At 37.8% G+C, this 14806-nt stretch carries 10 protein-coding genes; 4 read left to right on the top strand and 6 right to left on the bottom strand.

Features of this window, described 5'->3' with window-relative positions:
- Positions 1-114: 114 nt before the first annotated feature.
- Positions 115-1149 (top strand): endolytic transglycosylase MltG, encoded by a 1035-nt coding sequence (gene mltG / locus HMPREF0666_RS02565; protein ID WP_009010741.1) that lies wholly within the window; start codon positions 115-117, stop codon positions 1147-1149.
- A gap of 1227 nt (positions 1150-2376) precedes the next feature.
- Here the strand turns inward: mltG and HMPREF0666_RS02560 are convergent.
- The 4 genes from HMPREF0666_RS02560 to galE all read right to left on the bottom strand — a co-directional run bounded on the left by HMPREF0666_RS02560 (position 2377) and on the right by galE (position 6088).
- Entirely contained in the window at positions 2377-3048 is a 672-nt protein-coding gene (locus tag HMPREF0666_RS02560; protein WP_009010739.1) for an RluA family pseudouridine synthase, read from the bottom strand.
- A 213-nt stretch (positions 3049-3261) separates the two neighbouring features.
- Positions 3262-4008, bottom strand: a complete 747-nt coding sequence (gene fabG, locus HMPREF0666_RS02555; RefSeq protein ID WP_009010738.1) for a 3-oxoacyl-[acyl-carrier-protein] reductase — start codon at positions 4006-4008, stop codon at positions 3262-3264.
- A 66-nt stretch (positions 4009-4074) separates the two neighbouring features.
- Positions 4075-4668: a TetR/AcrR family transcriptional regulator gene (locus HMPREF0666_RS02550; protein WP_009010737.1), complete on the bottom strand. Its 594-nt coding sequence runs from the start codon at positions 4666-4668 to the stop codon at positions 4075-4077.
- Positions 4669-5050: 382 nt separating this feature from the next.
- A complete protein-coding gene (gene galE / locus HMPREF0666_RS02545) occupies positions 5051-6088 on the bottom strand; it encodes a UDP-glucose 4-epimerase GalE (protein WP_009010736.1) in 1038 nt (345 codons plus the stop codon).
- Positions 6089-6259: 171 nt separating this feature from the next.
- Here galE and HMPREF0666_RS02540 point away from each other — a divergent pair, with 171 nt between their 5' ends.
- Both HMPREF0666_RS02540 and HMPREF0666_RS02535 read left to right on the top strand, forming a co-directional pair.
- Entirely contained in the window at positions 6260-6697 is a 438-nt protein-coding gene (locus tag HMPREF0666_RS02540; protein WP_009010735.1) for a hypothetical protein, read from the top strand.
- 6 nt (positions 6698-6703) lie between these two features.
- The gene (locus HMPREF0666_RS02535; RefSeq protein ID WP_009010734.1) at positions 6704-7972 is read left to right on the top strand and encodes a DUF5103 domain-containing protein; all 1269 of its coding nucleotides are present in this window, start codon (positions 6704-6706) and stop codon (positions 7970-7972) included.
- Positions 7973-8336: 364 nt separating this feature from the next.
- On the opposite strand, the gene rho is transcribed toward HMPREF0666_RS02535, so the two are convergent.
- A complete protein-coding gene (rho, locus tag HMPREF0666_RS02530) occupies positions 8337-10289 on the bottom strand; it encodes a transcription termination factor Rho (RefSeq protein ID WP_009010733.1) in 1953 nt (650 codons plus the stop codon).
- A gap of 527 nt (positions 10290-10816) precedes the next feature.
- Positions 10817-12334, bottom strand: coding sequence for a DUF4301 family protein (locus HMPREF0666_RS02525; protein WP_009010732.1), 1518 nt, complete (start codon positions 12332-12334; stop codon positions 10817-10819).
- 142 nt (positions 12335-12476) lie between these two features.
- On the opposite strand from HMPREF0666_RS02525, the gene HMPREF0666_RS02520 reads away from it, so the two are divergent.
- On the top strand, positions 12477-14687 hold the full coding sequence (locus tag HMPREF0666_RS02520; RefSeq protein WP_042855933.1) for a bifunctional (p)ppGpp synthetase/guanosine-3',5'-bis(diphosphate) 3'-pyrophosphohydrolase: 2211 nt from the start codon (positions 12477-12479) through the stop codon (positions 14685-14687).
- Positions 14688-14806 lie beyond the last annotated feature (119 nt).

The following is a 14806-nucleotide window of genomic DNA, read 5'->3' as shown; positions in this document are numbered from 1 at the left end:
TTAGGTTACTTTTTCCCTTAAATTTCGAAAAAGAGGCTATCAAAGTTGCTTGTCATTGCTCAATTAATACTTAAATATTGTACCTTTGCACCTTAGAAGAATAAATTTAAGACAATGAGTAAGAATAAAAAGAAGGGAAAAGGAACAACTTCCCGTTGGATTTTAATATCAGTTCTTGTCGTATTAGCTGGTGTAACATATTTTCTTTTCTTCTCTGGAATGTCTCGTACAGGTAATGAGACATACATTCAGATTGACGAAGATGACAATATTGACTCTGTATATGCCAAGCTTCAACCGCTCTCAACTCCTCAAGGATTTTGGGTCTTTAAGCAGATTGCTGGGGTAATGGGATATGCGAAAAAGATACGTCCTGGTAGATTTGTTGTAGGCTCTTCTGGTTCACTTCAGACATCACGTCATATTATTAATGGTTTACAAGCACCTGTGAAAGTAACTATACGGTCTGTAAGAACGATAGACGACCTTGCTACAGACGTAAGTGAAAAACTGATGTTTACACGTGCTGAACTGCTTTCACGCCTCAAATCAAAAGAGGTATGTAAGAAATATGGCTTCACGCCAGAGACTATTCCAGCGATGTTTATTCCTAATACGTACGACTTTTATTGGAATACTTCTGTCGATAAGTTCCTCGATAAGATGAGTGAAGAGAATAAGAAGTTCTGGAATTTTGAACGTAAAGAGAAAGCTAAGCAGGCTGGATTTACTGAGAGTGAGATAGTTACACTCGCAAGTATTGTGGATGAGGAGACAGATAATGAGGCTGAAATGCCAAAGATTGCGGGTATGTATATCAACCGTTTGCACCTCAACATGCCTCTCCAAGCCGACCCAACTGTGAAGTTTGCTACTAAGAATTTCACTGCTCATCGTATTTATCAGAAGTGGCTTACGATAGATAATCCATATAACACCTATAAATATCGTGGTCTTCCTCCTGGTCCTATTCGCATCCCTTCAGTTGCAGCAATTGATGCTGTACTTAATTATGTACACCATGATTATATCTATATGTGTGCAAAAGAAGACTTTAGTGGAACCCATAACTTTGCTAAGACATACGAGGAGCATCAGAAAAATGCTGCAAAATATGCAAAAGCACTGAATGAGCATGGAATAAATTAAGGTAGTGATATTTAGTATCCTACCCTCGCTATCGATATTACAAGTCTATCTTTTATGGCGTTATTCTCTGGCTTCTTCGTATGTTGGTGACGATTGAATAAGATATATACACCCTTGACATCTGTGTTCTTCTGTGAGAGGAATAAGACTTTATTCTCCCATAGAAGAGCACAGGGCGATTGGTTAATACGATATCATGTTACACATATATATTCTTACAATTTAAAATGTTGTAGACGAGTATTCACATCTTAAAGTATAAAGATTAAGAGTGGAGATGAATGTAAAAAGCTCTTACAAAATAGACTTGTAAATATCATTAAATTAGAAGGGTAATTCTAGTGTAAGGTGGGATGACAACTTACAGTAAACCAATTAGTTATAAACTGTAAAAGAGAACATGCTTAATAAGACTCAAGAAGAGCCTTAGTAACAATCAAGAAAGGCGTCTTCTTGAAGCTTAATGGGCGTCTTCTTGAAGCATAAAGGGCAAGTATTGGCTTTGAAAAGTATGAAAAAGGTTTACAACACAAGCCTGCTGACTCACTATAAATCACATTCCCGTACGAGAATATCATAGATGATGAGATGATAAATTACGGTTCTAACAAACTATTCTCACAATATTCTTAACCATAACTGATAGTATATAACCTAATTCGTCTGTAACAACATGGCAATATGGTGTAGTCCTTTACTTTTTATAAGCTAATAATCTGGGGGACAAATCTACTTATAAGGTATCAATATGTTTGCTTTATTTTGCGTTTATTGCGGTTGTGAAAATGAAATATAATATCTTGAATTAGTATTTTAACATTGTGTCTACTGCAAAAATTAGTTTTCTCATGATAATAGTTTCCTGCATGCTCCGCCACTATAGGGCGATGACAACGTATTTCATCATAAAATATTTTTGCTGTCATTACTGTCATTCGTTATCATACCCTAACTTATTGGTTTACAGAAGGATTGTGTGAAATGTTAAATATGACAGCAAAACAAAATAAAAAATATTATTGTAATAATGTGTGATTTTATCCTTCTCAATTGGATGGCTATTTTACTTTATTAATTGAAAAGGCTGAAGATAAGGTTTGTATAAAATACTTTCTTTATTGAACGATTATGGGCTGAAAGCCAATCTTTGAGAATTTCAGCCCATGAACTTTATCTGCTACTCGGAAAGAATAGATGTAGTATGCGGTTGCTTGTCTATAATTCCAATTAAAAATTGCCTATTGCCTGCCATAGGTTATCGTTAGGGAGTGGTGATTCTACACAAATATTCTCTTTTGAAACAGGGTGAATAAATTCGATTCGATGGCTTAGTAAACTGATACTACCATCTGAATTAGAGCGTTGTGCGCCATATTTTAGGTCGCCTTTTATAGGGCAATCCATGTTAGAAAGTTGGCAACGAATCTGATGATGACGCCCAGTCATTAGGTTGATTTCCAGTAATGTATAACGTTCAGACTGATTGATTACTTTATAATGTAAGATAGATTTCTTGGATGTAGGGACCTGGTGGTTATAGGCGTAACTCTTATTCTGTCGTTCGTTACGTACAAGCCAGTCTGTTAATGTCGCTTCTTTCTCAAATGGTGGACGTGTAACAATGGCCCAATAAGTTTTATGCACCTCACCATTTCGGAACATATTGTTAAGTCTTGTAAGTGCTTTTGACGTTTTTGCAAATACAACTAATCCTGAAACAGGACGATCAAGACGATGCACAATACCTAAGAAAACATTACCAGGCTTCTGGTATTTGTCCTTAATCCACCGTTTGACAATCTCAGATAAAGGTTCGTCACCAGTCTTATCACCTTGAACTATTTCGCCTGCTTCCTTATAGACGATTATGATATGATTATCTTCGTATAGTACTTCCATAGTCAACAATACCTTACAAGAGAGTTATAAAAACAGATTAACAATAAAAAGAGTAACTTATTAGTTGATTACTACGTATGTCTGAGTAATTAGAATAAGGTATTCCCCACCTTATATATATAAGATAAGGGTTTGTAAATGTAATTCAGAGAGACATTAGCATATCTCCCTCCCTCCTATATCTGCATGATATAAGGAGAGAGGGAGCATGTATTACATATTCATACCACCATCAACCTGGATTACCTGACCAGACACATAACTTGATAGTTCTGAGCCAAGATATACTGCTGTGTTAGCAATATCATCAACGGTACCACCACGGCGGAGAGGAATCTTTGATGTCCATTCCTTACGAATGTCGTCGTCCAAAGCCTGTGTCATTGCAGTATCAATGAAACCAGGAGCGATAGCATTTGCACGGATACCCTTAGGACCCATCTCCTGTGCAACACTCTTAGCCAAGGCTATCATACCAGCCTTTGATGCTGCATAGTTAGCCTGACCAGCATTACCATGTACGCCAACTACACTGGCCATATTGATAATACTACCATTACGCTGGCGCATCATTACTGGAACACAAGCATGAATGAAGTTGAAAGCACTCTTAAGGTTCACTGCTATAACAGCATCCCACTGCTGTTCAGTCATTCGAAGCATAAGACCATCTTTTGTTATACCTGCATTGTTAACAAGAATATCAATAGAACCAAATTCCTCTTTGACCTGCTTTACAACCTCTTCTGACTGTGCGAAATCTGCAGCATTACTTGCGTAACCCTTTACTTTTACGCCTTTAGCAGCAATCTCTGCCTCTGTTGCTTTACCATTCTCATCGATAACAAGATCGGTGAATGCAATGTTTGCACCCTCTTCTGCAAACTTTAATGCGATTGCTTTACCAATACCACGTGCAGCACCTGTTATCAGAGCTGTTTTACCTTCCAATAATTTCATGTTGTTTTGATTTATATTGTTAGTTTATGAATATACAAACTGAATGATAGGTTGCCTTAGTGTTAATTATTTCAAACCATTTTTACCTAAAGCACCATATACAACCTTTGCAACAAGTGGACGTGAAGACTCCTCGGTTAAACCATGTCCTAATCGCCCATAGATAAATGGAACTTCGAGTCCCTTAATACAATAATGGGTAATATCAGCAACAAGTTCTACATTCTCTATGTCAAAGTCTCCATCCTCTTTAGCGTCAGAATAAACCTTTCGGAAAAGTTCTATCTCGTCTTCATCAAAGTTCTTTCGTGCCTTCTCTACCATCCAAATATTCCTAAAGAACTCTGCACGTAAATTACCATTACGCATAACAGTTTCTTTAATCATACTAAGATGTGTGTAAATAAGCTCGATGATTTTATCTTGAGGGCTTATACTCTTTGCTGCTACCTCGTCTAACTTATCAGATAGGCGTTCTAACTCCGACTCTATAACGGCATAATAGACATCATCTTTACTCTTAAAATAAGTATAGAGTGTACGTCTACCCTTCCCTGATGCCTTAGCAATGTCGTTCATTGTTGTGTTTGCAATGCCATTCTTCGCAAAAAGCTGGCGCGCTACATCAACGAGCTTTTGTCTTGTCTTTGATATTGACATACCCTTGTGATTATCTATTAAATCATTTGCACAACGCAAATATCATGTGCAAAAGTATAGATTATATCTGAATTTAGCAAATTTACACGTATAAAAGTTTTCTTTTTTTAATCTTTTTATCCTATATGTTGTTCGATAATGCGGATTGTTTACTTCTCTATTAGATAATATATAATCATATAGTTTACTGATGGAATGATAATAATTACTCCCATGAACTATTACTGTTTATAAGATTTTATAGATTTAAAAGGCATAAAAAAATTATCCCCCGATTCACATCGAGGGATAACAACAACACAAACACAAAATAAAGCAGGTTTCACCTGCAATACTGTTTTTGTTTACTAATCTTGACTTATATTAATCGTAAAAAAGAAAATTACATAATTCCATCCTCTCTTAGCTTCTCCTGCCATTTCCATGCAGAAGCAAGAACGTCAGACAAAGGTGTGTCTGCCTTCCAACCTAATACTGTGTTGGCTTTGGTGCAATCACCCCAAATCTTTTCAATATCACCTTCACGACGTGGACCATATTTCCAATTTACCTTAACACCAGTAGCCTTTTCAAAAGTGTCAACAATTTCTTTTGTTGAATTACCACTACCTGTACCGATATTAAAGTATTCTATCTTATCAGTCTCTTGGTCAAGTACACGTGCCATTGCTGCTACATGAGCTTTTGCTAAATCTACAACATAGATATAATCACGGATACAAGTACCATCTGGAGTATTATAGTCATTGCCGAAGATAGTTAGTTCTTTTCTGATTCCCATGGCAGTCTGTGTAACAAAAGGAATCAAGTTGTTAGGAACACCATTTGGTAACTCACCAATCAAGGCAGATGGATGTGCACCAATAGGATTGAAATATCTTAATACAATACTCTTAATATTCGCACCACTATGAATATAGTCTAAGATAATCTGCTCATTAATTTCTTTGGTATTACCGTATGGAGAAGTTGCTTTCTGGTGTGGAGCATTCTCTGTAACAGGAAGATTCTCAGGCTTAGGTTGCCCATATACGGTACAAGAACTTGAGAAGATGATGCCCTTAACATTGTATTCAGGCATGAGCTCCAAAAGGTTAATCAATGAAACAATGTTATTTCTATAATACATCAGAGGCTTCTGTACACTCTCACCTACAGCCTTAGAAGCTGCAAAATGAATAATACCTTCAATTTTTGGGTATTTACGAAAGACATTCTCAGTTGCCTCACGATTGCGAAGGTCCACCTGTTCGAATGCAGGACGAACACCAGTTATTTTCTCAATACCATCTAAAACCTCTATTTTAGAGTTAGATAAGTCATCTATAATAACAACTTCATATCCAGCTTCTATTAGTTCAACAGTTGTGTGTGAGCCTATAAAACCAGTCCCTCCAGTAACAAGTATTGTTTGTTTCATTTCTTTTTAGTTCCTTATTTTTAACTGATTTATGTCAATTAGTTATGCTGCAAAGATAATATATTTTTTATAACCATCAAAAAAAGAACGTAAAAAAATGTCTACATCTATACAAACTCGAAAACTTTTTGTATATTTGCCATTGTAATAAATCAACTTATAATCATTAAGATGACAGAAACCGAACAAACCCAACAACAGATTGAACGCTTTTTGAAGAAGGTTGCACAGAAGTTTACCGCTGATGATTGTGACATGCCAATGACTGATATTCATTTACGTGTATCACAAGATAGCGGTGATCTTATGGCTTTTGACGATAGTGACGTCGAGATTACTCGCTGTGTAATAGACCAATGGATTGATAACAAAAGTGATAATTTCTATCAAGAGATAGCTACTATCTTGCGCTCATCTCTCAATCGTATTAAGGATATAGTAGAGAATATGTCTATCATGAAACCTTATAGCTTCATTCTTGAAGATGATGATAAGAATAATATTGCAGAGCTTTATCTTGTTGATGATGACATTGCAATCATTGGTGGTGATCTCATGCATGATTTAGATAATGACCTCGATAATTTCCTCAAAGATTTATTTAGGTAAAGAAGAATGAAGCGATTAACCTTACTATTTGTCTATTGTTTAGTTTGTTTTTCACCTATTTCTGTTTCTGCGCAACGCCATGAAATTCATGACGAGAACTTTCGTTCATTGCAGGTTGTTGCTAATCAGAAATGGATGGACCTACCTGTCATGGTACTCAATGATGGTAAGATAAGTATAGATTTTGATGATCTTACGCATACTTATCGTCGTTTGACCTATCGTTTAGAGCATTGTGAGGCTGATTGGAAACCTTCTGTCGGACTCTTTGAAAGCGATATCGTAGATGGTTTCATTGCAGGAAATACAATAGATAATGTAAAGGAGTCTACACTAACAAACACTCTTTATACACATTATCATTTGGATATTCCCAATGATAAATGCCGTCCAAAGTTGTCTGGTAATTATCGTCTTTACATATATGATGATGATGATAATAGCTCTGCCCTGCCTTTGCTTACAGCATGTTTTATGCTTACAGAGCCTGTGGAAAGTTCTATGGGAGTAAGATTGAATATAACCACACAAACCGACCAAACTATTAATGGCAATCAACAACAAGCTGAGATGCAGGTAGATTATGGTAATTATACGGTTAGTAACCCTCAACAACAAATTAAGACAGTTGTGTTACAAAATCGTAACTGGCTTGATGCTCGTTGGAACAGTAAGCCTCAATATGTTATGTCAAATGGTCTAAGGTGGTCACATAACCAAGACTATATCTTTTGGGCGGGTAATGAGTACCGAAAGTTTGAGATTCTTTCAACAGATTATACCTCTATGGGCGTAGATAAAATTAGTTGGGATGGTAAGAACTATCATGCCTACCTCTTTCCTACTGCCCCATTATTAAATTATCTCTATGACGAGGATGCTGATGGCGCATATTTGATACGCAACTCGGATAATATAGAGATAAATACAACAAGTGATTATATTTTGACTCATTTTCAGTTAAAAGCGCTCTCACCCTACCCTTACAGAATATTTCTGAATGGCGATTGGACATATAATCGTTTGCTTCCTGCTTATGAGATGAATTATAATTCTACAGGAGGATATTATGAAGCGGTAGTCCCTTTGAAGTTTGGTTATTACAACTATCAATTTCTTGCTGCTGATGAACAGGGTAGACTCTCATCTTTCAAAGTAGACGATGGTCATTACCAAACAGAAAACAGCTATCAAGCACTTATTTATTACCGCCCACAAGGCGGACGAACCGACATGCTCGTTGGCTATACAAATATAAGATTTATCAAAAGGTAAGAGTCTTTTCCGGTTGTTATAAGATTGGAATAATTCCTCCTTATTATAGAAAAAAGTTTTTATTTCGTTTGCTGTCATTTTAACATTTGGCTCTAATTTATTGTATATTAGTTTGTTAAAAACTTAAAGATGATGACAGAAATGACAGGAAAAATATTTTTGATAAGTTTTGTATGATTGGAAATTAATCCTACATAAAATTAAAGCAAACCAAAAGCATCGGCCTTTATAGATTTCTACAGGAAAGTACGAAAACGAAAAAATGTATCAAAAGGAAACGTTCTGTTTCATACTTTTGATACATTTTTTATTTACTTATCTTGCTGTTTTCTGAAAGAAAAGCAAGTTTTATAATCTGATTATATTAATCATTCATTGACAATAGGAACTCTTCATTATTCTCTGTACGTCTCATACGATCGTGTATAGAGTTCATCGCCTCAATAGAATTCATATCAGCAATATACTTACGAAGTATCCACATGCGGTCAAGTGTTGTACGATCCTGCAAGAGGTCATCACGACGAGTACTTGAAGCAACCAAGTTCACAGCAGGGAAGATACGTTTATTACTTAAGCTGCGGTCAAGCTGCAACTCCATATTACCTGTTCCCTTGAACTCCTCGAAGATAACTTCATCCATCTTAGAGCCAGTATCTATCAAAGCTGTTGCTATAATCGTCAGAGAACCACCACCCTCAATATTACGTGCAGCACCAAAGAAACGCTTTGGTTTTTGCAGTGCATTGGCATCAACACCACCAGTCAATACCTTACCAGATGCTGGTGCAACAGTGTTATACGCACGTGCCAAACGAGTAATAGAGTCAAGGAAGATAACAACATCATGTCCACACTCAACCATTCGCTTCGCCTTCTCTAAAACAATTCCGGCAATCTTTACGTGGCGTTCTGCTGGTTCATCAAATGTAGAGGCAATAACTTCCGCATTTACAGTACGTGCCATATCCGTAACCTCCTCAGGACGTTCATCAATCAAAAGCATCATCAAGTAAGCTTCTGGGTGGTTGGCTGCAATAGCATTTGCAATATCTTTCATTAAGATAGTCTTACCTGTCTTTGGTTGAGCCACAATCAAAGCACGCTGTCCTTTACCGATTGGTGAGAAGAGATCAACGATACGTGTTGAGAGATTAGTTGTTCGTGGATCACCACAAAGACTAAATTTCTCATCTGGGAAGAGCGGAGTAAGATGCCCGAATGGGATGCGGTCGCGTACTTCTGACGGGTTACGACCATTAATCTTCTCAATACTTGTCAATGGGAAATACTTTTCGCCCTCATGTGGTGGACGTACGTGGCATTCCACAACATCACCCGTTTTCAAACCATATTGCTTAATCTGGTTGTTTGCAATATATACATCATCTGGTGATGACAAGTAATTATAATCGCTTGAACGGAGGAAGCCATACCCATCAGGCATTACTTCAAGAACACCATTAGCTTTTATGATATCAGAAAAATCGTATGCAGCATTGTTTACCGATGGTACATTATCATAGATAGGGGTTGACGGCATCTGAGGAGGTAGTGTTGGTTGGTCAAACATATCATAGTTTGGAACAACACCTTGGTCCTCTATTGGTAAGTCAACAACAGGAATAAAATCTGTCCCATCGCCTGGATCACCAGCCCACACCCCATCAGGTGTAGTTGCATAGCCAGCATCCATATTCATATTATGTGCATTCACTTTCTCTTGAAGACGTGCGAGCAATTCTTCTTTCCCTTCATTCTCTTCTTGCGAAGGTGTGTTAGAGAACTGGTCTTCTGGGATAAAGTCTTCTGGAACAGAAGGTTCTGCTTTCTCTTCTTGCACTTCCTCTGCAGGTTCTTCAACCTGTGGCGTCTCTTCAGACTTAGCTTTTAATGCAGCTTCAGCAGCAGCAATAGCCTCTAATTCAGCCTTTGACTTACGGCCACGATGCTTAGGAATAGATGCTAATATTTCTTCTGGAGACTTTTCTTCAGTCTTTTCCTCTTTTGATTCAGGTAGGTCTTTGAATAAAGATTGCTGACTCGCAGTCGTAGCCTTATTCTTCTGTACATCAAAGTTCTCCCCTTCTTCACCATGAACAGAATAAACTCGATCAGTATCCTTTCGTGCTATCCTGGTACGCTTACGCTTTGATTCTAAGGGGTGTGCTGTGCCTGCCTCTTCAGCTTGTCGGTCAAGAATAGCATAAACAAGCTTATCCTTGTCATCTCCTGGTGAATAGGTAGCACCTGTGCTCTGAGCAATAGTTTCAAGTTCAGAAACTTCTTTCTCTAATAATTCTTCTTTACTAAACATATAAATATGTATGGGAAATTACATTTGATTGTGTGTGGACGTTTCATAAAGTGAAACATCATTGAATGTGTCTTTTGTGTGGCAAAGGTATAATATTTATTTGAACCCTACAAGATTTCTCTTATTTTTTTGCTGTTCATTGAAACTAAAATGCTATCCTCTCGTCTTCTTGACCGTCTTTCACAAGATTATATTGTCTTATCTTTAAGAAATAAGCTATTCACTAACCAGATAGATTATCTTGGTTTTCGGCTGTTTGATGTCTTCTTAATAATAAGTTACATGTTCCATATACATCTTATCTATTATGATTAGGCTTTCGTTTGATTGGTGACTAACCTCTGCTGAAATAATGATAAACGATAATATAATGTATTGAAACAAGTAGATAGAAACTTTATTATGCTTATAATAATAGGTGGTAAGGCTTAGATAAACTACTTCCCAACCAATTAGAAATATAATTTCCAACAGTTGGGAAGTATTTTATTCTTTATCTACTCAATTTAGTCCTGTCCTTCTGATGTTTATTGATGCTGCTCACGCAGAAGGTCGTTGACAGTCTTTACTGGGTTGAAAGTACCGAGTGGCACTTCTACAAAGACGGTATTCCAATCACTCATCGAACCATTCCACAAGCCTGGAAGCTCTAAAGCTTTGAGTTCACGACCATTCTTCGACTTAGAGCTGATGAAGCCTGTTGATTTATCAACATACTTTGTCAAATCAAAGGCATTACCTTTGTAGTCTTTGATGGCGCATACAAGATCGACAGGGTTAAAGTGAGTACCTTCTGTAAACATCTTCATAGATGTTTCATCGTTCTTGTCTATTTGTGAACTTTCAAGAATCTGAAGGCTTACTGTCCCATCATGATTATAAACGAGGAATGGTCCACCACCGGGTTCGCCTACATTCTTCACCATGCCACATACACGCATAGGACGATTTAGCTTCTTATATAGGTATTCTGCCAATGTTGCATCATCAAGAGAAGACCTGTCGTGTTTCTCACAAGAAAGTTCTTTCTGTAGGAAATCAGCCATCTCTTCAAGCTCAGAACGAGAACAATTGCTCTGTTCTAATTTGTGGAGATAAGCAAAAGCGCGCTCCTGTAATTCAACAAGTTTACCTGCAATAATCATCTTCCAACTAATGGTTTCGTCCTTCAGGCGGTCAGGCACTACATTATCTATATTCTTGATAAAAACAACATCAGCGTCCAAATCGTTCAAATTCTCAATGAGTGCACCATGACCAGCTGGTCGGAAAAGTAACGAACCATCCTCATTACGGAAAGGAGTATTATCAAGGTTTACGGCTATCGTGTCTGTACTCGGCTTCTGTTCAGAGAAAGAAATATCAAAGCTAACACCGTACTTAGCCTCATATCCAGTTTCTTTGTCAGCTACCTTTTGCTTGAAGTAGTCCAAGTGTTCATGTGAAACAGTGAAATGTACATGTGCCTGCTTGTTACTTTCTGCATAACATGCTGCTTCAACCAAATGTTCTTCCATAGGAGTACGTGCTCCGTCAGCGTATGAGTGGAATAGAAGCAATCCCTTAGGTAGCTGCCCATAATTCAAGCCCTCCTTATTTAATAAGGTGGCAACTACCACTTTGTATTGTCCCTCCTCTAATAGTTCGTCCGCACTTTTACCCTTTAACTGTTGGCATTTAGCTGATAACTCATTGAAAAAGGCAAAGTCATGGATCTTAGAAAAAAACTCTTTCTCAAAGTCACTCACTGGTTCATCATTACTGCCATTGAGGAATGCGAACAAATCCTTAAACATACGGCTGGCTGCACCAGACGCTGGAACGAACTTAACAACCTTATGCCCACTTGTTTGATATTTTTTCCATGCACGGCAAACATCCTCACAAGCATCCTTGTCAAGTACTGTAATACCCTTCTTTGGGGTTGCAGCACCTTCAAGTTTCAAGTAAGGAAAACCTCTCTTGAAGTCTTCTAATTGCTTACTAATCTGTTCCTCACTTATTCCTTTATCATGAATTTGTTTTAGGTCTTCTTTCTTTAACATAATGGTAAGGTCTTAAAAAGATTGTATTATATCTGCAAAAATAACGAATTAAACCGAAAGAAAGAAACTCTTTGACACATTTCTTTCTCGTTATTTCAATTTTCTTTGTATCTTTGCCTTGGTTAATAGATATATTATGCCTATGGAAGAGAAATTCATTTATACGGATAAAGAGAAGGAGTTGTCTGAAAAGATACTCGAAGAACTTAAGGAAACACTTGGGCAAACATTCTACGAGAATGATCTTCCAAAGCTGCGTGACCATCTGAGAAAGACAATCGCTGATAATCGTATTCAGCGTAATGTCTTTAAGTTAAACCCTATATTATGTTCTTTACAAACAGCTGCTATCGCTGTTAAGGATATAGGGTTAAATCGTGAGTCTGTTCTTTCAATACTTTTGTATCAAAGTGTCGAAGAAGGAGAAATAACTCTTGACGAGATAAGTAAGCTATATGGTGAAGGCGTTTCGAAGATTATTCATGGTCTTATCCGTGTACATGCACTTTACAAGAAGACACCGGTTATCGAAAGTGAGAACTTTCGCAACCTTCTGTTATCCTTTGCAGAAGACATGCGAGTTATCTTGATTATGATAGCCGACCGCGTCAATCTCATGCGTCAGATACGTGATGTAGAGAATAAAGAAGCCCAGCGTAAGGTGTCTGAAGAGGCCAGTTATCTTTATGCCCCATTGGCTCATAAGTTAGGACTTTACCAGCTTAAGAGTGAACTTGAGGACTTATCGCTGAAATATCTGGAGCATGATGCATACTATCATATAAAGGAGAAGCTCAATGCCACTAAGAAGGTGCGTGATGCTTATATAAGTAGTTTCATCACTCCGGTCAGTGAACAGCTTAAAGCCGCAGGACTTAAATTCCATATTAAAGGTCGAACAAAGTCTATTCATTCCATCTGGCAGAAGATGAAGAAGCAGAAGTGTGCCTTTGAAGGAATCTATGATCTCTTTGCTATCCGCATCATTCTCGACTCACCAGAGGATAAAGAGAAGATGCAATGTTGGCAGGCATACTCCATTGTGACGGATATGTATCAGCCTAACCCTAAGCGACTGCGCGACTGGCTATCCGTACCAAAGTCGAATGGTTACGAATGTCTGCACATCACAGTACTTGGCCCTGATAAAAAGTGGGTCGAAGTACAGATCCGTACTGAACGTATGGACGAGATTGCTGAACACGGTCTTGCTGCTCACTGGAGGTACAAGGGAGTGAAGGCAGAAGGTGGAATGGACAACTGGTTGGCTTCTATTCGTTCAGCACTTGAGGCTGGTAACAACCTGGAGGTGATGGATGAGTTTAGATCTGACCTTTATGAAAAGGAGATTTATGTGTTTACACCAAAGGGCGATTTGCTTAAGTTTCCTAAAGGAGTTACTGTACTCGACTTTGCTTATCATATTCATTCTAAGATAGGAAATCAATGTGTAGGTGGAAAGATTAATGGTAAGAATGTTTCTTTCCGTACCGAGTTACATAGTGGTGACTCTGTTGAGATACTAACTTCGTCGACACAGAAGCCTAACCGTGACTGGTTGAATATCTGTAAGTCTTCGCGTGCAAAGGCAAAGATACGTCTTGCACTGAAAGAAACACAGGTTAAGGATGGCCTGTATGCAAAGGAACTACTCGAACGTAGGTTTAAGAACAAGAAGATTGAGATTGAAGACTCCACAATGGGACAGCTCATTCGCAAATTAGGGTTCAAAGAGGTCTCTGAATTCTATAAGCAGATTGCTGATGAGAAACTTGACCCTAACTATGTTATCGAGGAGTATCAGAAGACTTATAACCATGCGCACAACCTCAATCAGACAAAGGAAACGGAGAGTGCAGAGAACTTTGAGTTTGAAAATCCTACGACAGAGTATCTGAAGAAGAATGATGATGTACTCGTTATAGATAAGAACCTCAAAGGATTAGACTTCTCACTTGCAAAGTGTTGTCACCCAATTTATGGCGACCCTGTCTTTGGCTTTGTGACAGTCAGCGGAGGTATTAAGATTCACCGAGAGGATTGTCCGAACGCACCAGAGATGCGCAAGCGTTTTGGCTACCGTGTTGTTAAGGCACGTTGGAGCGGTAAAGGTTCCTCTCAGTATGCTATTACGCTGCGTGTCATTGGTAATGACGACATTGGTATAGTAAGTAACATTTCCAATATCATCTCAAAAGACGAGAAGATAGTGATGCGTTCTATCAATATTGACTCTAATGATGGCCTTTTCTCTGGTAATCTTGTAGTCCTGTTGGATGATAATTCCAAGTTGAATATGCTTATCAAGAAACTCAGAACAGTGAAGGGTGTTAAGGAGGTCATGAGAATATAAAATAATCTAATAAGCTTTGTCCCCATTCTCTAACCTTGTTTTCAAGGAGAGAGAATGGGGATTTTTTCTTTTATATCATTCATTTTAGCGGATTATGAGACTGATATAGTTAGCGGAGA

The sequence above is a fragment of the Prevotella sp. C561 genome (genome assembly GCF_000224595.1).
In the GTDB taxonomy this organism is placed as follows: domain Bacteria; phylum Bacteroidota; class Bacteroidia; order Bacteroidales; family Bacteroidaceae; genus Prevotella; species Prevotella jejuni.
This window is presented reverse-complemented; position numbering and strand designations above follow the sequence as displayed.

Coding starts and splice junctions, on each gene's coding strand:
- mltG (WP_009010741.1), top strand. CDS start 115: ATGAGTAAGAATAAAAAGAAGGGAAAAGGAACAACTTCCCGTTGGATT.
- HMPREF0666_RS02560 (WP_009010739.1), bottom strand. CDS start 3,048: ATGGAAGTACTATACGAAGATAATCATATCATAATCGTCTATAAGGAA.
- fabG (WP_009010738.1), bottom strand. CDS start 4,008: ATGAAATTATTGGAAGGTAAAACAGCTCTGATAACAGGTGCTGCACGT.
- HMPREF0666_RS02550 (WP_009010737.1), bottom strand. CDS start 4,668: ATGTCAATATCAAAGACAAGACAAAAGCTCGTTGATGTAGCGCGCCAG.
- galE (WP_009010736.1), bottom strand. CDS start 6,088: ATGAAACAAACAATACTTGTTACTGGAGGGACTGGTTTTATAGGCTCA.
- HMPREF0666_RS02540 (WP_009010735.1), top strand. CDS start 6,260: ATGACAGAAACCGAACAAACCCAACAACAGATTGAACGCTTTTTGAAG.
- HMPREF0666_RS02535 (WP_009010734.1), top strand. CDS start 6,704: ATGAAGCGATTAACCTTACTATTTGTCTATTGTTTAGTTTGTTTTTCA.
- rho (WP_009010733.1), bottom strand. CDS start 10,289: ATGTTTAGTAAAGAAGAATTATTAGAGAAAGAAGTTTCTGAACTTGAA.
- HMPREF0666_RS02525 (WP_009010732.1), bottom strand. CDS start 12,334: ATGTTAAAGAAAGAAGACCTAAAACAAATTCATGATAAAGGAATAAGT.
- HMPREF0666_RS02520 (WP_042855933.1), top strand. CDS start 12,477: ATGGAAGAGAAATTCATTTATACGGATAAAGAGAAGGAGTTGTCTGAA.